Here is a 17,904-nt window from a genome sequence, read left to right on the forward strand (position 1 = left end):
GCCCCTGCGTGTGCGGAAAGCGCTGCGCGTGATGTCTGAGCATCGTGCGCGGCGACTCCCCGTTGCCACTGTCTGTTTTCAGTACTCGTCGTCCGCGTCTTCATCCGCGTCGTCTTCGGCGGCGAGGCGCCTGCGTCCACGGCGAGCGGAGTACGCAAGGGCGATCATCGCTGCCCCACCGCCCACGATGCCGCCGGTGACGAGGCCGGCCGCGGTGCTGCTGTCGGTGCTGACTGCATCACTGAGGCCCACGTCGATGAGCGGCGCCCCCGTGAACATATGGAACGAGAGCGCTGCGATCCACGCGGCTGCCACGGCGAGTCCGGCGAGCGTCGCCAGTCGCCTGCGTCGCGGGGCGATCTTCGAGTAGACGCGGTTCATATCGAGTCCGGCGCTGCGGCAGTACCAACTGTAGGCGCCGCTCGGGATGAGGGCCGCGACGATGACGATGCCGGACCACATCCCCACGCCGATCACGGCGAGGGCGACGCCGATCAGCTGGATGGTGAAGATCGAGACGACCATCGCGACGGTGCCGGCGCGCAGGGCGATGTCCCGTTCGCGCTCATCGCCCATCGAGGGATCGGCGATCCCTGCGAGTCTGTCTGCGGTCGTGGTGAAGCGGCGTGGGGTATGCGTTGTCATGACGGCTCCTTGTCCAGCGGGAAGAGGGCTTCGACGGTCGAGCCCAGGCGGCGGCTGATGCGCAGTGCGAGGTAGACGCTGGGTGCGTAGTCGCCCTTCTCCACGGCAGCGATCGTCTGGCGGGTCACGCCGACGTGCTTGCCGAGCTCGCCCTGTGTGAGTCCCACGGCTCTGCGCAGAGTCCGGATGGACTCGGTGCCGCCGTCGGATGGGCGAGGACCTGCTTCGGTGGAGCCCCCGGTCTGTCCGGTGATCGGCATATCCACCCCTTGATGTTGAGTTTCCTTGACATCTACATGTTAAGCAGAGTTAACACATGGATGTCAAGGAAACTCAACATTCAGTCGCGAGGTGACCGTCGGGTCGCCGTCAGCCGAACCGCGCTCTTCGGGCAGCTGAGTCGCGCCCGTGTGCTTCAGTCCGCTGTATCGCGCCCCGTGCCCTCTGCTGCTGGACGAGAGTCAGGACGGTCGGTGGGCGAGCCCGGTCTCCTCGTAGACGCGCTTGCCCATCGGGGCGAAGTCCAGGACGCCCTCTTCCCACCACTCGTCGAGGTCCTCGAAATCGCCCTTGTCCTCGATCCCCAGTTCGTCCGCGACGGACGTCCACTTCTCCGTGGACTCATCGATCTTCGCGGGCACGTCGTCGCTGAGCAGCCCGTCGTCGAGGATCCTCTCCAGCTCTGCGGCGTTCGCGTCGCTGATGATCTTCTCCGTCTCCTCGTCGATCTGCTCGATCGTGCCGTCGGCCTCCTTCACCTGGCGCACGCTCTCCGTGTTGCCGTCGGCCACGATGTTGACGAAGCCCGCGAACGATGACTGGGCCGCGTCGAAGATGATCTGCTGGTAGGCCAGCGGCAGCGTCTCGAACGAACTGCCTGCGAGCTCCGCGCCCACGGCCCGCGAAGCCATGCTCGCCTCGTCCGTGCTGTAGGACAGGTGCGGGGCCACGTCGAACAGCTGGCTCTCCGCAGACGGGAGGAGCTGTGCGAACGTGCAGTCGACGGTGCCGCGCTGCAGGGCCTCGAACACCTCGACGTACTCCATCGACACGGGGGACGCCCCCAGCTCCTGCGTCACGTTCAGGTGCGAGGTGCTCGCCACGCGGATCTGGCGTCCCTCCCAGTCGTCCGGTTCGCTCCCCTCCTCGTTGCAGATCGGGTAGTAGCCTCCCGACGCGACCATCGGGGTCAGCGGCGTGACGCCCTTCGCTTCGTACTCGTCGAGGAGGCTCTCGGTCTGCCACCCGAGATCGCCTGCGACCGCGTTGTAGATCGCCTCTCCGCGCACGGGGGAGATCGGCAGCCCGGAGAGGGCGGATGCGGTCGCGTCGAACGACGGGTAGTCGCTGGGGTTGTAGATGGGCAGCGAGTAGGACAGGTCGAGGCGCCCGTCCGCCAGAGCGTCGTCGACCTCCGCGTAGCCTGCGATCGCCTGTCCCCAGACCATCTCCAGAGTGATCTTCCCGCCGGACCGCTCTTCGATGTAGTCCTGGTACGCGTAGGCGGCCGGCGCCATGATCGATTCCGGTGAGGCCGCGGCGGGCTGGTAGGTCAGTGTGACCGGGTCCAGATCGGCCAGCGCTTCGTCGACGGCTGCCTGGTCGGCGTCGTATTCGAAGCCAGCGCCGGCTTCACCGCCGGACGAGCCTCCGGCTCCCGCGGATCCGGCGCAGGAGGACAGCGTGAGTGCGGCGCAGACGGCCGCCGCTGCGAAGGTGAGTGGGCGAGCAGATGTCATCGTTGACTCCTTGGTGAGGGCGACGTTGGTGAGGGTGAACAAGGCGCAGCGGTTGCTGGTCTGACAGGCATGGCGGGTGCGTCACCCGATCTGGGGCGGCATCACCCGACCTGGGGCAGCATCACCCGATCTGGCGGGCCGCGCCCTCCCAGTGGGGTGCGCGCAGCGCCTTCTTGTCGATCTTCCCGAACGGCGTCAGCGGGAGGGAGTCGACGAACTCGAAGCTCTTGGGGCGCGCATACCGCGCGAGTCCGATGGACGCGTGGTCCTTGAGTGCCTGGTCTGTGAGGCCGTCAGTGTCACCGCTGCCATCATCGTCACGGTCAGCGCCATCGCCACGGACTTCGTCGCCGTCGGCACTGCTCCCGTCTTCGTCGTCGGCACCGACGCCGCGCGTGACCACGACCGCGTGGACCGCCTCGCCCCAGTCCGGGTGCGGGACGCCGATCACTGCGACCTGCGCGACGAGCGGATGGGACGAGAGCGCGTCCTCGACCTCGCGGGAGTAGACGTTGAAGCCGCCGGAGATGATCATGTCGTTCTTCCGGTCCTTGAGGAAGACGTACCCGGCGTCGTCGATGATCCCCATGTCGCCGGTGCGGACCCAGCCGTCCCAGAACTTCTCCGCCGTCGCTTCCGCATTGCCGATGTACTCGGTGAGAGCGAAGGGTGTGCGCACCGTGATCTCGCCGAACTCTCCCGGGGGCAGGTGCGCGCCCGTGTCGTCGGTGACCGCGACGTCGGTGAAGAGCGTGGCGTTGCCGCAGGAGGCCAGCAGTTCGGGTCGGTTCGGATCGTGGTCGAGCTTCGAGAGGCGCGTGCAGAACTGAGGTGCCTCTGTCTGACCGAAGAGTTGGAGGAAGACCGGGCCCAGCAGGCGGAGTCCGTCGACCAGCCTGGTCGGTGACATCGGCGCGGCGCCGTAGACGATCGTGTTCAGGGCCAGATCCGCAGAGCGGTCTCCCGATCCTCCTGATCCCTCTGATCCTGACCCCCCGTCGGCCAGGCGCCCGTCGAGGAGGTCGAGCACGCGATAGATCATCGTGGGCACCATGAAGGTCCAGGTGATCCGATCGTGGAGGAGCAGGTCGACGGTGCGGTGCGCATCGAAGCTGTCGAGCACGCGCACGTTCGCCCCACGTCCGATCGCGGCTGCCGCGAGGGAACCGCCCGCGTGCGCGAGCGGCGTCATGATGAGCATGCGCTCGCCGGGGCGGATCTCCGCCTCGATCATCTGGATGTACAGGGCCGCTGCGACCGATCGTGCGGAGTGGGAGACCGCCTTCGGCCGTCCCGTCGTCCCGCCGGTGAAATAGATTCCTGCGCGCGATTCCGGATCGACGGAGTGCTCCGTGCGGTCGGGTTCCGTGCCACCAGGCGGCAGGGGCGCCAGGGGGATCGCATCCGGGAGCATCCTGCCGGCGGGGTCCTCCACCTGCAGGAGGACGGGTCGGTCGTCCGGGTCGAGGTAGGGCAGAAGTGCGGCGCCGAGGTCGTAGCCGGTGACGAGGAACGCGGCCTTCGCGTATGCCAGCTGGTACGCGACGGTCTCCAGGGCGGACATGTAGTTAGCCGGCGTGCGCACGAGGCCCATGCGGGCGACGGCGGATTCGACGACCAGCCATTCGGCGCGGTTGCCGGCGAACATGCCGACGACATCACCGGTGGAGGCGCCGTGCTGGCGCAGCTGCTCCATGACGGCGTCCGACCACAGCCACAAGTCCCTGTAGGTGAACTCGCGGTCGTCCTCGCGGATCGCGGTGAGCGCGCTGTGGATGCGGAACGAGTGCTCGTAGATCTCTGCCGGGGTGGTGAACACAGGCGGCCTCTCCTGGAACATGGCGGGCAGCGAGCGAAAGCAGCTGCACCGATGCGAACTGTGACTCAGCACACCATAATCCGGTCAGCCTTGACTGGCGACCTGTGTTCACCAGGTGGGCAGGGAGGACGTCACCCCAGGCTGATCCGACCCTTCAGCTCCGCCGCGTCCAGCGGTTCCGCGGTCGACTGCTCGATGATCTGCTTCGCCTTGTCCGTCGAATCCCACACGTTCCACAGCAGGACACCGCGCACGCGGCCGGTGTCGAGGTAATAGACCACTCCGGCGCTGCCGTCGTCGGTGAAGTCCTCGACGGTCTCGAGCGAGGAATCGAGGTCTCCGACCGCCTCGTAGCCGTAGTCGAAGAGGTCGGACCAGAAGATCGGGGTGTACGTGTAGCTCTCCGGATCGCCCTTCCGCGTGCGGGCGACTGCCATGTTGCGGCCGGCGACGGCGCCCATGTGCTCCGCGCTGTCCACATGCTCGACACGCCGGTCACCCAGGAGCGCGTCCTCGTAGCGGGCGACGTCTCCCGCGGCCCACACGTCCGGTGCATTCGTCGCGAGGCGGCGATCGACGATGATCCCGTCGTCGACGGTGATGCCGGCTGCTCGCGCGACCTGATCGTTCGGTGTGACGCCGACGCCGACCACCACGACCTCGGCGGTGTGGGTTTCGCCGGAGGCATCCGCGACGATGAGGTGATCGTCGCGCTCGCTCGCGCCGTAGGCGGCGGACTCGCCGACCACGGTCACACCGCGGTCGCGATACGTCTGCGTCACCGTCTCGGCCAGGCGCGCGGGGAACATGTGCCCCTGCACCGTCGCTCCGCGCATGAGCATGGTCACCGACACGTCGTTCTGCGCCAGTGCGGAGGAGATCTCCGCGCCGATGTACCCGCCGCCCACGACGACAGCACGGCTGCCAGGCTTCGCTTGGGCGCGCAGGTGCCGGTAGTCCTCGACGGTGCGGAAGTGGATGATGCGGTCGGATGCGGGCAGGTCGAGCTCCCGCGGCTGCGAGCCCGTCGCCAGCAGCAGGTACTCGTAGCCGACCGTGGAGGTGTCTGCCAGCGTGAGTGTCTTGGCGCTCGTGTCGATCGCCGTCACGGACGCCCCGGTCCGCACGTCTGCGCCGTCCTGCGATCCGGTGCCGGCCTCGCCGTCGAGCAGCCATCCGTTGTCGAGCTGCGCCTCGCCATCCAGCCACAGCGTCTTCGACAGGTCGGGGCGGTAGTAGGGGCCGTCCGGTTCGCGACCGAGGATCGCCAGGGTGCCGTCCGCGTCGTGCTCCCGGATCGCCTTCGCCGCCGAGGCCGCCGCGACTCCTGCGCCGACGATCACGTAGTCGTACGTGCTGTGTGCACCCGTGCCTGTGCTGTCCATGATGACCCCACTCCTTCCGAGGGTGTGTCCGTCTCCTTCGACAACACCGGCGGCAGGGGTCATCATCCCGGGGAGCGCGTGTGGCTCCGATGGGCCTGTGCGGACGGGCTTGTACGGGGCCTGGCCCGTGCTGCTCAGCCCTTCGCCTTGGCGGCCTTCCACTGCTCGTTCAGTGCCCTGCGGCGGTCGTAGTCCTGCTTGAGCTTCGTGCGCGGGTCCATGCTGGCGGTCAGGCGCGGCGGTCCGATGACGTGGAGGAGCGCGTACTGGAACCGGAAGAAGAAGCGGTACCCGAGGCCGAACCCGTCGTCGCCCTTCGGCTTCGTCATCGGTGTTTCGGGCGCGGGAGTGCCCTCCGGATCGTGGATCGCGCTGGGCTCTGCCGGATCGCCGCCGCCCGTGCTGCTCGAGCTGAGTGGCGGGTGCTTGTCGTCTGGCATGAGTGGGATCTCCTCGGTGCGGATGGCGGGCGCGGTGTGGTCCGGCGAGTCTACGCGGCACACAACTGTTTCGTGCACTAAGTATAGCAGGAGGACCGTGCGCTGACGGGCGGTGTACCCTCGACGCGTGACCATTGATCCCGACCCTTCCGCACCCGCCGACGCCCCTGCGCGCGACCTGCTGCGCCTCGACGAGCAGGTGTGCTTCGCTCTCGCCGTCGCGTCGCGCACGGTCGTGGCGATGTACGGGCCGCATCTGGCTCCTCTGGGCATCACCCACCCGCAGTACCTCGTCATGCTGGCGCTGTGGGAGGAGTCTCCCCGTCACCAGGGCGACCTCGCCCGGGCGGTGCACCTGGAGCCGGCCACGCTCTCTCCGCTGCTCACGAGGCTGGAGAAGGTCGGCTACGTCCAGCGGGTCGCGTCGCCCGCGGACGCCCGCGTCCGCCTGGTCGGGCTGACCGATGAGGGGAGGGACGTCCGGAAGCGCGCGGAGACGATCCCCGGTGCGATCCTCGCCGACCTCGACATGGACATCGACGAACTGGCGTCGCTGCGGGACAGGCTCACCGCACTCATCGTCCGCGCAGAGAAGGCCAGCGAGGAGCAGGCCTAAGCCCGCGACTCCTCCCACGCCCCGTGCAGCTTCGCGAACCGTCCGCCGGACGCGATGAGCGCGGCGGGAGTGTCATCCTCCACGAGCCGGCCGTCGTCCATGACGAGGACCCGGTCCGCGATCTCCACGGTGGACAGGCGGTGGGCGATGATCACCGCAGTCCGCCCCTCCAGCACCGTCGCGAGTGCCTCCTGGACCTGCCGCTCCGAGGGGATGTCGAGGTGCGCGGTGGCCTCATCGAGCACCAGGACGTCCGGGTCCGCGAGGAACGCGCGTGCGAAGCTCACCAGCTGCCGCTGGCCGGATGACAGCCGCCCGCCGCGCTTGCGCACGTCCGTGTCGAAGCCGTCGGGCATCCGTCGGATGAACGGGGTGAGCCCCACCGCATCCGCCGCGTCCCTGACCTGCTGATCCGTCGCCCCGGGCCTGCCGATGCGGATGTTGTCCGCGATCGATCCGCCGAACTGGTACGACTCCTGCGTCACCATGACGACCGCCCTGCGCAGGTCGTCGTCCGCGACCTCTCGCAGGTCCACCCCGTCCATCAGGACCCGGCCGGCCGTCGGATCGTAGAACCGGGTCAGCAGCTTCACGAGCGTTGACTTCCCCGCACCTGTCATCCCGACGAGCGCAACGGTCTGCCCCGCCGGGATCTCCAGGTCGAACCGCGGCAGCACCGGAACACCGTCGCCGTAGGAGAACGCGACGTCGTCGAACTCGACCCGGCGACCCCCGGCCCGCACCGCCGGCAGCGGGGTGGGGCTGGTGGGCTCGACGACCTCGGGCACGGCGTCGATGACGGCGGTGATCTTCTCCAGCGCGGCGGACGCGGACTGGTACATCGTGAACGCCTGGACCAGCTCGTCGAGCGGTCCGTAGAACCGGCGCACGTACAGCAGGAAGGCGGTGAGCATGCCGACCTGCAGTGCATCGCCGATCACCAGCCAGCCGCCCACCAGCAGCACCGCCGCCATCGACAGGTTGCCGATCAGCCGCGTGCCGGCGGCGAACCACGCGGTGTTGCGGAGGCTGGCCGCAGTGGCGTTGCGGAACTCCCTGTCCTCCTCGACGATGCGTCGGTCATTGACGTCCTCCCGGCGGAACGACTGGACGGCGCGGATGCCGCCCAGCGTCTCGACGATGTGGACGATGACCTTCGCGATCGCCGTGCGGGTGCGGCGCTGATTCCGGCGCTGGGCGCGGTTCGACACGATCGACACCCACAGCAGCGGGATGAAGCCCAGGAACACGACGATCGCCATCCGCCAGTCCATGACGATCAGCGTCACGGCGATCGCGCCCATCGCGGCCAGTCCGATCGCCGTCTCCTGCAGCGAGCCCGTGAGGAAGACCTGGATGTTCTCCATGTCGGATGTCTGGCGGGACACGAGCCTGCCGGAGGTCGACCGCTCGTGGTACGCGATGCCCAGGCGCTGGACATGGTCGAACAGGCGCCGGCGCAGCGAGACCATGAGGCGCTGCGCGAGCGTGCCGGTCAGTCTCGTGCCGAAGAAGTCTGCGACACCCGTGGCGAGGGTGACCAGCAGGAACGCAGCCAGTGGGATCACCAGTGCGGTCGTGTCGCCGTCGATCGCAGCGGGGATGCCGCGGTCCATCGCCTGCGCGATGAGGGCGGGGCCGATCGCGTTGCCGATCCCGAACAGCAGCAGGATCACGACGAGCACGAGGTAGCCCGTGCGCTCCGGCCGCGCCAGATCGAACAGCAGCCTGCGGGCGCGCTGCGCGATGTCCGGCGGCAGGGTGTCCGGTTCGTGCGGGCTGCGCCGCTCCTGGTCTGAGTGGTCGCTCATACCTTCACCCCCATGAGGGTGCGGTAGACCGCCGAGGTCCCCAGCAGCTCCTCGTGGCCGCCCACCGCGAGGATCCGTCCGTCGTCCATGACGGCGACGCGGTCGGCCAGCGCCGCCGTCGAGGGGCGGTGGGCGACGATGAGCGCGGTGGTCTCAGCGAGCACGGTGCGCAGGCGATTCTGCACGCGGTCCTCGGTGTCGACGTCGACGGCGGAGAGGGGATCGTCGAGGACGAGGAACCGCGGTCGGCCCGCGACAGCCCGTGCCAGCGCGATGCGCTGCCGCTGCCCGCCGGACAGCGAAAGGCCCTGCTCGCCGACCTCGGTGTCGAGGCCGTCCGGCAGCGCGCGGACGAAATCGGCAGCCTGGGCGATCTCGAGCGCCTCCCACACCCCGTTCTCGTCGATCGCGGTGCCGCCGTCGACGGACTGCGTGCCCATCGCGACGTTCTCCTTGACAGACGCGGAGAACAGGATGGGCTCCTCGAACGCGACGCCCATGCGGGAGCGCAGGTCCGCGAGCGCGAGGTCCCGGACGTCGTGGCCGTCCACGCGCACGGCGCCTTCCGTGACGTCGAAGAGGCGGGGCACGAGTGCCGTCATCGCGGTCTTCCCGGTGCCGGTCGTTCCGACCAGGGCGAGCGTCTCACCGGGTGCGATCCGCAGGTCCACGCCTGCGAGCAGGGGAGTCTCCGCATCCTCGTGCTGGAAGACGACGCGGTCGAACTCGAGCACGCCAGTAGCGGGGTCAGACGAGGAAGCGGCTGCCGAGGTGACAGCGGCGGCCTCCGCCGCCTTGGGATCGGTGATCCGAGGCTCCAGATCCATGAGCTCCCAGTAGCGGGTGGCGGCGGTCGCGGCCATGAGCGCGTCGGCCAGGAGGAACCCGAACATCTCGATGGGCATGCGGAGGTACATCATGAGCGTGATCGCGGCGACCGTCTGGCCGAGCGTCGCCCAGCCGGTCACGACGCCCCACGCGCCGACGGCGGCGAAGGCGACCAGCGCCAGCTGCGGCAGCAGCATGATCGCGCCGAACAGCCACGCGTCGAGCCGGACCTTCTCCAGCTCGTGGCCGCGCAGGCGTTCGACGATGAGGCGGAATCGCTGCGCGGCCCAGGGGCTGCGCCCGAAAGCCAGTAGGACGCGGATGCCCTGGACCGATTCCTCGACGGAGGTGGAGACCTCGCCCATCGTGTCCTGTGCGGCGCGGGCGGCGATCTTGTAGCGGGAGTTGAACCACGCGACGCCGGCCATCGTCGGCAGGCTCATGAGCACGAGGAGGACGACGAACACCGGCTGGATGAAGGACAGGATCACGCCGCCGAGCACGACCAGGCACGGGGTGATCACCAGGAACGGCAGGCCGAACGCGGTGAAGCGGCGCAGCTGGGTGAGGTCGTTGGTGGCGCGCGACAGCATCTGGCCGGAGTCCCACTCGTCGTGGTGGGTGATGTCGAGGCGCTGCAGGTGGGAGAAGAGGCGGCGGCGCCACAGCACTTCCCAGTCGGCGGTCATGCCGGCGGTGATCATGCGGCGGATGAGCTGGGCGAGGGACTCCGCGAAGCCCACGGCGACGACCAGGAGGGCGATGAGGACGAGGCGGCGGTAATCGTGGTCGGCGATCGGCCCGTCGACGGCGCGACCGGTGAGGACGGGGATGAGGAATCCGATGCCCGTGGAGAAGAGCGCGAGCAGGATGCTCACCGCGTAGCGCCATGCCCGGGGACGGATGTCCGGCCAGAACCTGAGGAGATCACGCATGGTGGGCCAATCCTATGCCGAGTGCTGTGCCGGGGGTGCTGACCGGCCCGGCTGCTGCCTGAACCGGCGGCACCCGTCAGCCGCGTCGCAGGCGGACGACGACCTCGGCGTGGGCGGTGTGCGGGAACATGTCGAGCAGCCGGGCGGCGGTGATGCGGTACGACGACATCGTCTGCAGGTCGTGGGCGAGCGTCGTCGGATTGCAGCTGGAGTAGATGACGTCGCGGACGCGGGAGCCCTCGACCCACGCGGCGAGATCCCGGCCGAGGCCCCGCCGCGGGGGATTCACGATGAGGAGGTCGGGGCGGTGCGCATGCTCGTCCCTGGCGGCACCCCCGTCTTCGTCCCCGGTGGCGAACAGAGCGGCGTCGGCGGTCGTGAACTCCACGTCGAGGCCCAGGTCCTGTGCCGTGCGGGTCGCGGAGTCGATGGCCTGCTCGGAGACCTCGACACCGAGCACCTTCCGGGAGGCGTCACCGATGGGCTTCGCGCAGTGCAGTGCGAAGCCGCCCACACCGCAGAAGAGGTCCCACACGACGAAGGGGGAGTCGCGCTGGGTGGCGGCCAGCGCCTCGGCGGCGGCTGCCTCAGCAGGCGCGCAGTCGTCGACCCAGGAGGCGACCTGCTCGTACAGCTGGGAGGCGACGTGCGTGTTGGTCTGCAGGAAGGACTGCGGGCGCACCCGCAGAGGGATGCGGCCCTGGCGGACGGTGAGCGCTTCGTCCCCGTGGAGGTGGATCTCGTCGGGGCCCTCGAGGACGGCGGCGTGCTCGGGCTGGATGTTCGCGGTGACGACCCGCACCTGGAAGCCGTTCGCGGCGACGGGGTCCGTGAGCAGGGCGATGTGCTCCTGGAGGCGAGGGGCCGGTCGTGCGGTGCGCAGGACGAAGCGGACCATGAGCTCGCCGTCGGGGGACGCGGTGATGAGGACGTGCTTGAGTTCGCCGCGACGGCGGGCGACGTCGTACGGGGAGACCTGCGCCCGTCGGATGAGGGCGGGGAGTGCGGCCAGTGCCGCGTGGATCGCCGGGGGATAGAGAGGGCAGTCGGAGAGGTCGATCCCGTGGCCCTCGACGTCGACGAGTCCCAGCGTGGGAGCCTCGGCGGTGCCGCCGGCGACCATCTTCGCCTTGTTCCGGAACCCGGCCTCGGGACTGCGGACGGGCGGCTGCCAATAGGCGGGCGACTGCCAATAGGCGGGGCCGGCCGCGTGTGGATCGGTCGGACTGGCCGCGTGCGAATCGGCGGGGCCGGCCGCGTGCACATCGGTGTGGCTCGCCGCGTGTGGATCGAGCAGCGCCGCGATCTCACTCTGCATATCGTCGAGGCGCCGCAGGGTGGGGACGGGCAGCAGGGTGCACGAACGGCACCGGCCCGCATCGAAGTGCGCGCAGGGGAGTGGGGGCGGATCCGCGACGACAGCGTGATCGACAGGGTGATCGGCTGAGTGATCAACAGTGCGATCGGCTGCGCGATCGTCGGCGCGATCAACAGAGTGTGTGGCCATCGCGCTCCAGGATACGCGGCAGACTCCGTCTACACCGGACACGCGAGACACCTATGTCTCACCGTACGAGACGCGACGAGCCGAGATTCGACACGCGGACGATCGTGCTTGTAGCCTCTCACACATGAACGTCCTTCTCGTCGTCATTACCCAGCGCGCGGTGACCCCGTAGCTGTCGACTGACGACGTCCCGCGCGCCCTTTCCAGAACGGAAGGGCGTTTTTTTATGCGAGGTGCTCCATCCCGGGGCGCTGAGCGTGAAGAGGAAGCGGGGCATGAGGACGCCGCGCAAGGCGTCCATCAGGGAATCGATCACACGAAGGAGCCCATCGTGGCAGGCCCAGCACCGGCGCAGACACCCCGCGCCACCCCCACTCCCAGTCCCGTGCCCGCTCCGGGCGGTGCCGCAGTCCGCGGCTCGCGCTCGCAGCCGGAGGTGATGACCGGCGCTCAGGCGATCATCCGCACTCTCGAGCAGCTGGGCGTCGACACCGTCTTCGGCCTCCCCGGCGGCACGATCCTCCCCACATACGATCCGCTGCTCGACTCGGAGCAGATCAACCACGTGCTGGTCCGCCACGAGCAGGGCGCCGGACACGCGGCGACCGGTTACGCGGCGGCGACCGGCCGCGTGGGCGTCTGCATGGCAACCTCCGGTCCGGGCGCGACGAACCTCGTCACCCCGATCGCGGACGCGCACATGGACTCCGTCCCGCTGCTCGCGATCACGGGCCAGCAGTCGTCCAAGCTGCTGGGCACCGACGCCTTCCAGGAGGCGGACATCGTGGGCATGACGATGCCCGTCACGAAGCACTCGTTCCTCGTGACCAACGCCCAGGACATCCCGCAGGTGATCCGCTCCGCGCACCACATCGCGAGCACCGGTCGCCCCGGACCGGTCCTGGTCGACGTCACGAAGGACGCCCAGCAGGCGGAGCTCGAGTTCCGCTGGGACGACGAGCTCGACCTGCCGGGCTACCGTCCGGTGAACCGCCCGCACGCCAAGCAGATCCGCGAAGCGGCAGTGCTCATGGCGGAGGCCGAGCGTCCGGTCTTCTACGTGGGCGGTGGCGTGATCCGCTCGGGCGCCCACAAGGAGCTCCTCGCGCTCGCCGAGGCGACGAACATCCCAGTCACCACGACCCTCATGGCCCGCGGCGCGTTCCCGGACTCCCACCCGCAGCACCTGGGCATGCCCGGCATGCACGGGACGGTCCCGGCGGTCGCCGCCATCCAGAAGTCCGACCTGCTCATCGCGATCGGCTCCCGCTTCGACGACCGGGTCACCGGTGAGCTCGAGAGCTTCGCGCCCGGAGCCCGGGTCATCCATGCCGACATCGACCCCGCAGAGATCGGCAAGAACCGCATCGCGGACGTGCCGATCGTGGGCGATGCCGCGGAGGTGCTCGATGCCCTGCTGACCGAGCTGCGGACGAACCACTCTGCGGCTCTGGCCGCGGAGAGGCCCTCCTGGTGGGGCCTGGTCAATGGGTGGAAGCAGAGCTTCCCACTGGGCTTCGAGAAGAACGACGACGGACTGTGCGATCCGCAGTACGTCATCCAGCGGATCTCCGCGCTCACCGGCCCCGAGGGCGTCTACGCCGCGGGCGTCGGCCAGCACCAGATGTGGGCCGCGCAGTTCGTGGAGTACGAGCGTCCGAAGGCATGGCTGAACTCCGGCGGTCTGGGCACCATGGGCTACTCCGTGCCCGCCGCGATGGGTGCGAAGGTCGGCGAGCCGGACCGCCAGGTCTGGGCGATCGACGGCGACGGATGCTTCCAGATGACCAACCAGGAGCTCGCGACCTGCGTCATCAACAAGATCCCGATCAAGGTCGCTATCATCAACAACTCGTCGCTGGGCATGGTCCGCCAGTGGCAGACGCTGTTCTACGACGGCCGCTACTCGCACTCCGACCTCAACACGGGCCACGAGTCCGTGCGGGTGCCGGACTTCGTCAAGCTCGCGGAGGCGTACGGCTGCGAGGGCATCCGCGTCACCCGCAACGAGGAGGTCGACGAGGCGGTCCAGCGCGCGCTGGACATCAACGACCGTCCGGTCGTCATCGACTTCGTCGTCCCCGCGGACGCGATGGTGTGGCCGATGGTGGCCGCCGGCGTGAGCAACGACCACATCCAGTACGCCCGTGACATCCGCCCGGACTTCTCCGGCGAATCCGAGGAAGGTGAAGAGGCATGAGCCGCCATACGCTGTCCGTCCTCGTCGAGGACAAGCCCGGTGTGCTGACGCGCTTCACCGGCCTCATCGCCCGCCGCGGGTTCAACATCCACTCGCTCGCCGTGGGCACCACGGAGCTCGAGGGGCTGTCGCGGATCACAGTCGTCGTGGATGTCGAGGACACACCGCTGGAACAGGTGACGAAGCAGCTCAACAAGCTGATCAACGTCATCAAGATCGTGGAGCTGGAACCGGAGACCTCGGTCCGCCGCGCCCACATGATCTTCAAGGTCCGGGCCGATGCCGCGGTCCGGGTGCAGGTCCAGGCCGTCGTGGAGATGTTCGACGCCCGCATCGTCGATGTCGCCGTCGACGCGGTGAGCGTCGAGGCGACCGGCGAGCAGGACAAGGTCGATGCGCTCCACCGGGTGCTCGAGCCGTTCGGCATCAAGGAGATCGTCCAGTCCGGGACGCTCGCGATCGGTCGCGGCTCGAAGTCGATGACCGACCGCGCTGGGCGCTGAATCACAGCATCCGGGCGCTGAACCACACATCTGAGACAGAGTTCCGGGTCGCTTCGGCCCGTACTACGCTGGGATGCGGGCATCCGCATCCCACCTTTCGAGAAGGAGAAATCCCATGGCAGCAGAGCGCTTCTACGACGATGACGCAGACCTGTCCGTCCTCCAGGGCAAGAAGGTCGCCGTCATCGGCTACGGCTCGCAGGGCCACGCTCACTCGCTGAGCCTGCGCGATTCCGGCGTCGAGGTCCGCATCGGCCTCAAGGAGGGCTCGACGAGCCGCGACAAGGCTGAGGCAGAGGGCCTGACGGTCGGCACGCCGGCCGAGGTCGCCGCATGGGCCGACGTCATCACGATCGCCGCTCCGGACCAGGTCCAGGCGCAGATCTTCAACGAGTCCGTCAAGGACAACCTGGCCGAGGGCAAGACGCTCGTCTTCATCCACGGCTTCAACATCCGCTACGACTACATCCAGGCGCCGGAAGGCGTGGACGTCGTCATGGTCGCGCCCAAGGGCCCGGGCCACGTCGTGCGTCGTGAGTACGTCGACGGCCGCGGTGTGCCGGTGCTCGTCGCAGTCGAGGTGGACGCATCCGGTTCGGCGTGGGCCACGGCTCTGGCCTACGCGAAGGCGATCGGCGGCCTGCGCGCCGGCGGCATCAAGACGACCTTCACGGAGGAGACCGAGACCGACCTGTTCGGTGAGCAGACGGTCCTGTGCGGCGGTGCCTCGCACCTCGTCCAGTACGGCTTCGAGGTCCTGACGGAGGCCGGCTACCAGCCGGAGATCGCGTACTTCGAGGTCCTGCACGAGCTCAAGCTGATCGTCGACCTCATGGTGGAGGGCGGCATCGCGAAGCAGCGTTGGTCCTGCTCCGACACGGCCGAGTACGGCGACTATGTCTCCGGCCCCCGCGTGATCACGCCGGAGGTCAAGGAGAACATGAAGGCCGTCCTGGACGACATCCAGAACGGTGCGTTCGCGAAGCGCTTCATGGATGACCAGGCCGCCGGCGCTCCGGAGTTCAAGGAGCTGCGCGCCAAGGAGGAGAAGCACCCGATCGAGGCGACCGGCCGTGAGCTGCGCCAGATGTTCGCATGGCTCAAGGACTCGGACGACGACTACGTCGAGGGCACCGCAGCACGCTGATCGCTGAGGCGCTGAGCGGTTCTCAGCGCTGAACAGGTCGTCGTGCTGACGACGGTCCGCAGGAGCGCAGTCGGCTGACAAGTGGGGCGGGGAGAGGGCAGCAGCCCTCTCCCCGCCCCACTTGTCTGTGGGATCCTCTGGGGGGCGTCGCGGAAGATCGTCGCGGAGGATCGTCGATCGTCGAGGGTGGAGTGGTAGACGGGCGAGCAGAGGAGGTCCGAGTGGAAGCCGTGCCCGGTGCGATCGGCGTCTGTGCTGCGGTCGCTGCCGTGTGGTGGTCCTGGTTCTACCCGGCTTACTGGGTGGGGGAGAGCTGGTACGGCACATGGACCTCCCGCGTCTTCCTCTACCTCATCCCGTCGTTCGCCGTTCTCGGCCTGCTCGTGGCAGCTCAGTCGATGCTGACTGCGCTGGGTGTCCCGTTGCCGGGGGAGGTGTTCGATCCGCTCGCCGTCGTACTCTTCGTCCTGCTGCTGGTGGGCTTCCTGGGGACACTGGGAGTGCCGCTCCCCGCTCCGTGGGCGCCTCGCTGGATGCGGCGGCGCAGGCGTGAGGACCGCGCGGCGCGCTAGACGCTCGCGGCCCGAGCCGGATGCCCGAACGATCTTGAGCCGGGTGCCCGGACGATCTCGAGCCGGATGCCCGAACGATCTCGAGCCGGGTGCCCGGACGATCTCGAGCCGGATGCCGGAGCGATCCCGAAGCAGGCGCCCGGACGATCCCAGAGCCAGACCCCCCAGCGGTGGGAGTCGAGTGCTATAGGGTTGAAGCGTGACCGAATACCGCTTCGAGACATTTGAACCGGCCCTGGAGAACGGCGCACCTGATGCGCGTACGACGGCGTACATGCAGGCAGTGCGCGCGGGGTTCCACGACAAGCGCGTCGAGGGGAAGAAGCTCCTCCGCAGGACAGAACGGGCGATGGCGGACGAGCGGGTGTTCACATCCGTGTACGCGGACAACGCACCGCAGCTGGCATTGCCGCCGGAGATCCCCGTGGCGACGTTCGCCCACTTCGAGAAGACCGTGAACGTGGGCGGAGGACGACTGATCCCCGCCCACCTCATCACGTGGGTGACCGTGCGGCCCACACATCGTCGGCGCGGGCTGCTGCGCAGCATGATGACGGGGAACCTGGCCCGTGCCGCAGAGAACGGGTACCCGTTCGCCGCGCTGACCGTGACAGAGGGCAGCATCTACCGGCGCTTCGGCTTCGGCGCTGCCACCTGGTACAACGAGGTGGAAGTCGACACCCGTGCAGGTTTCCAGATGGCGGTGGAGCCGGATCGTCGGGTCGAGATGGTCGACCCGCACGTGCTGCGTGAGCTGGGCCCGGAGCTCTACGACCGCTTCCAGCAGATGACGCCCGGCGCCACCGGCAGGCAGCGCGTGTACGTCGACGTCGCGTCCGGTGACCTGAATCTGTCGACGGATGAGGAGGACCTCGCGACGCGCGCGGCGCTCCACTACGACGAGGACGGCAGGCCCGACGGGTATGTGAGCTACCGGTTCGCCGGCTGGGACGTGAAGCCCGCGACGCTCGAAGTGCTCGACCTCATCGCGGCGAGCGATGCGGCGTACTCCTCCCTGTGGGCGTTCCTCGGCGCGGTCGACCTCGTGGAACGCGTGCAGTTCGGATACGCCTCGCAGCAGTCGCCGCTGCCGTGGCTGCTGACCGATCCGCGGCGCGTGCGGGTGCAGGCTCAGAGCGATGGCATGTGGCTGCGGATCCTCGACGTCAAGAAGTCGCTGGAGGCCAGGCCGTACTCCGTGGCGGGGTCGATCACGCTCGCCGTCCACGATGACATGGACTATGCGGAGGGCGTCTTCCGGCTCACCTCCGACGGGGCGAACGGTACGGTGGAGCGCCTCGCAGAGTCTTCGGACTCCGCGGAGGGCAGGGCGGCGGATCTGAGCCTCGGCGTTCCGGAGCTGGGGTCGCTGTACCTGGGCGGTGCCGATCCCGTCGTGCTGAGCAGGGCGGGGCGGATCTCCAAACGATCGGAGGACGCCGCGATCAGAGCGCGGGCCCTCTTCTCGCTCGAGCGCGCACCGTACGCGCCGAACGACTTCTGAGGCGATCGTCATGGGACGCTCTCCTCTTCTCGAATCGTTCGTCGCAAGCGCCCGCTGCATCCGGGCGTGGCCGCTCCTGCAGCGGGAGGACACCTCCCGCGTCAGTTCGTGCGTGCGCCGGTCCGGCGGGCCCACGACTCCGGACTGCTCCGCACCGGTGTCACGGGAGCCCGAGGTCTGCCGCACGCCCGTGCCCGTCGCGATCACCGACGGGCTCGTGCCGAACCCGGCGGCGTGCGAACGCAGGTGCCGA

Annotated in this window: 16 protein-coding genes; 6 read left to right on the forward strand and 10 right to left on the reverse strand. The window is 68.7% G+C overall.

Going from position 1 to position 17,904, the window contains the following annotated elements:
- Positions 1 to 78 precede the first annotated feature (78 nt).
- From FM105_RS10805 to FM105_RS14810, 6 genes are all read right to left on the reverse strand, one after another.
- A complete protein-coding gene (locus FM105_RS10805) occupies positions 79 to 645 on the reverse strand; it encodes a hypothetical protein (protein ID WP_087008063.1) in 567 nt (188 codons plus the stop codon).
- A complete protein-coding gene (locus tag FM105_RS10810) occupies positions 642 to 905 on the reverse strand; it encodes a helix-turn-helix transcriptional regulator (protein ID WP_087008065.1) in 264 nt (87 codons plus the stop codon). The genes FM105_RS10805 and FM105_RS10810 overlap by 4 nt, the downstream gene beginning before the upstream one ends.
- Before the next feature lie 201 nt (positions 906 to 1,106).
- Positions 1,107 to 2,384: a TRAP transporter substrate-binding protein DctP gene (gene dctP / locus FM105_RS10815; RefSeq protein ID WP_087008067.1), complete on the reverse strand. Its 1,278-nt coding sequence runs from the start codon at positions 2,382 to 2,384 to the stop codon at positions 1,107 to 1,109.
- 121 nt (positions 2,385 to 2,505) lie between these two features.
- On the reverse strand, positions 2,506 to 4,203 hold the full coding sequence (locus FM105_RS10820; protein WP_179207161.1) for an AMP-binding protein: 1,698 nt from the start codon (positions 4,201 to 4,203) through the stop codon (positions 2,506 to 2,508).
- A 131-nt stretch (positions 4,204 to 4,334) separates the two neighbouring features.
- Positions 4,335 to 5,588 carry an NAD(P)/FAD-dependent oxidoreductase gene (locus tag FM105_RS10825; protein ID WP_179207162.1) on the reverse strand — a complete coding sequence of 418 codons (1,254 nt, stop codon included), beginning with the start codon at positions 5,586 to 5,588 and terminating at the stop codon, positions 4,335 to 4,337.
- Between the two features lie 134 nt (positions 5,589 to 5,722).
- The gene (locus FM105_RS14810; protein ID WP_218777944.1) at positions 5,723 to 6,028 is read right to left on the reverse strand and encodes a hypothetical protein; all 306 of its coding nucleotides are present in this window, start codon (positions 6,026 to 6,028) and stop codon (positions 5,723 to 5,725) included.
- A 127-nt stretch (positions 6,029 to 6,155) separates the two neighbouring features.
- On the opposite strand from FM105_RS14810, the gene FM105_RS10835 reads away from it, so the two are divergent.
- Positions 6,156 to 6,644, forward strand: coding sequence for a MarR family winged helix-turn-helix transcriptional regulator (locus FM105_RS10835; protein ID WP_256970345.1), 489 nt, complete (start codon positions 6,156 to 6,158; stop codon positions 6,642 to 6,644).
- On the opposite strand, the gene FM105_RS10840 is transcribed toward FM105_RS10835, so the two are convergent.
- From FM105_RS10840 to FM105_RS14720, 4 genes are all read right to left on the reverse strand, one after another.
- Positions 6,641 to 8,455: an ABC transporter ATP-binding protein gene (locus FM105_RS10840; protein WP_087008071.1), complete on the reverse strand. Its 1,815-nt coding sequence runs from the start codon at positions 8,453 to 8,455 to the stop codon at positions 6,641 to 6,643. The genes FM105_RS10835 and FM105_RS10840 overlap by 4 nt on opposite strands.
- The gene (locus FM105_RS10845) at positions 8,452 to 10,218 is read right to left on the reverse strand and encodes an ABC transporter ATP-binding protein (RefSeq protein ID WP_179207163.1); all 1,767 of its coding nucleotides are present in this window, start codon (positions 10,216 to 10,218) and stop codon (positions 8,452 to 8,454) included. Before FM105_RS10845 ends, FM105_RS10840 begins: the two co-directional genes overlap by 4 nt.
- 76 nt (positions 10,219 to 10,294) lie before the next feature.
- Positions 10,295 to 11,536, reverse strand: coding sequence for a methyltransferase domain-containing protein (locus FM105_RS10850; protein WP_256970346.1), 1,242 nt, complete (start codon positions 11,534 to 11,536; stop codon positions 10,295 to 10,297).
- A gap of 307 nt (positions 11,537 to 11,843) precedes the next feature.
- Positions 11,844 to 12,041, reverse strand: a complete 198-nt coding sequence (locus FM105_RS14720; protein WP_179207131.1) for a hypothetical protein — start codon at positions 12,039 to 12,041, stop codon at positions 11,844 to 11,846.
- 123 nt (positions 12,042 to 12,164) lie between these two features.
- Here FM105_RS14720 and FM105_RS10855 point away from each other — a divergent pair, with 123 nt between their 5' ends.
- The 5 genes from FM105_RS10855 to FM105_RS10875 all read left to right on the forward strand — a co-directional run bounded on the left by FM105_RS10855 (position 12,165) and on the right by FM105_RS10875 (position 17,651).
- The gene (locus FM105_RS10855; RefSeq protein WP_373404781.1) at positions 12,165 to 13,925 is read left to right on the forward strand and encodes an acetolactate synthase large subunit; all 1,761 of its coding nucleotides are present in this window, start codon (positions 12,165 to 12,167) and stop codon (positions 13,923 to 13,925) included.
- A complete protein-coding gene (gene ilvN, locus FM105_RS10860; RefSeq protein ID WP_087008077.1) occupies positions 13,922 to 14,428 on the forward strand; it encodes an acetolactate synthase small subunit in 507 nt (168 codons plus the stop codon). Before FM105_RS10855 ends, ilvN begins: the two co-directional genes overlap by 4 nt.
- Positions 14,429 to 14,501: 73 nt before the next feature.
- Complete coding sequence (gene ilvC, locus FM105_RS10865; protein ID WP_143275873.1) at positions 14,502 to 15,575, forward strand: ketol-acid reductoisomerase; 1,074 nt, start codon at positions 14,502 to 14,504, stop codon at positions 15,573 to 15,575.
- Between the two features lie 221 nt (positions 15,576 to 15,796).
- Positions 15,797 to 16,147 carry a hypothetical protein gene (locus FM105_RS10870; protein WP_087008080.1) on the forward strand — a complete coding sequence of 117 codons (351 nt, stop codon included), beginning with the start codon at positions 15,797 to 15,799 and terminating at the stop codon, positions 16,145 to 16,147.
- A gap of 199 nt (positions 16,148 to 16,346) precedes the next feature.
- On the forward strand, positions 16,347 to 17,651 hold the full coding sequence (locus FM105_RS10875; RefSeq protein WP_087008082.1) for a GNAT family N-acetyltransferase: 1,305 nt from the start codon (positions 16,347 to 16,349) through the stop codon (positions 17,649 to 17,651).
- Positions 17,652 to 17,904 lie beyond the last annotated feature (253 nt).

It is taken from the genome of Brevibacterium yomogidense, assembly GCF_900163715.1.
In the GTDB taxonomy this organism is placed as follows: domain Bacteria; phylum Actinomycetota; class Actinomycetes; order Actinomycetales; family Brevibacteriaceae; genus Brevibacterium; species Brevibacterium yomogidense_A.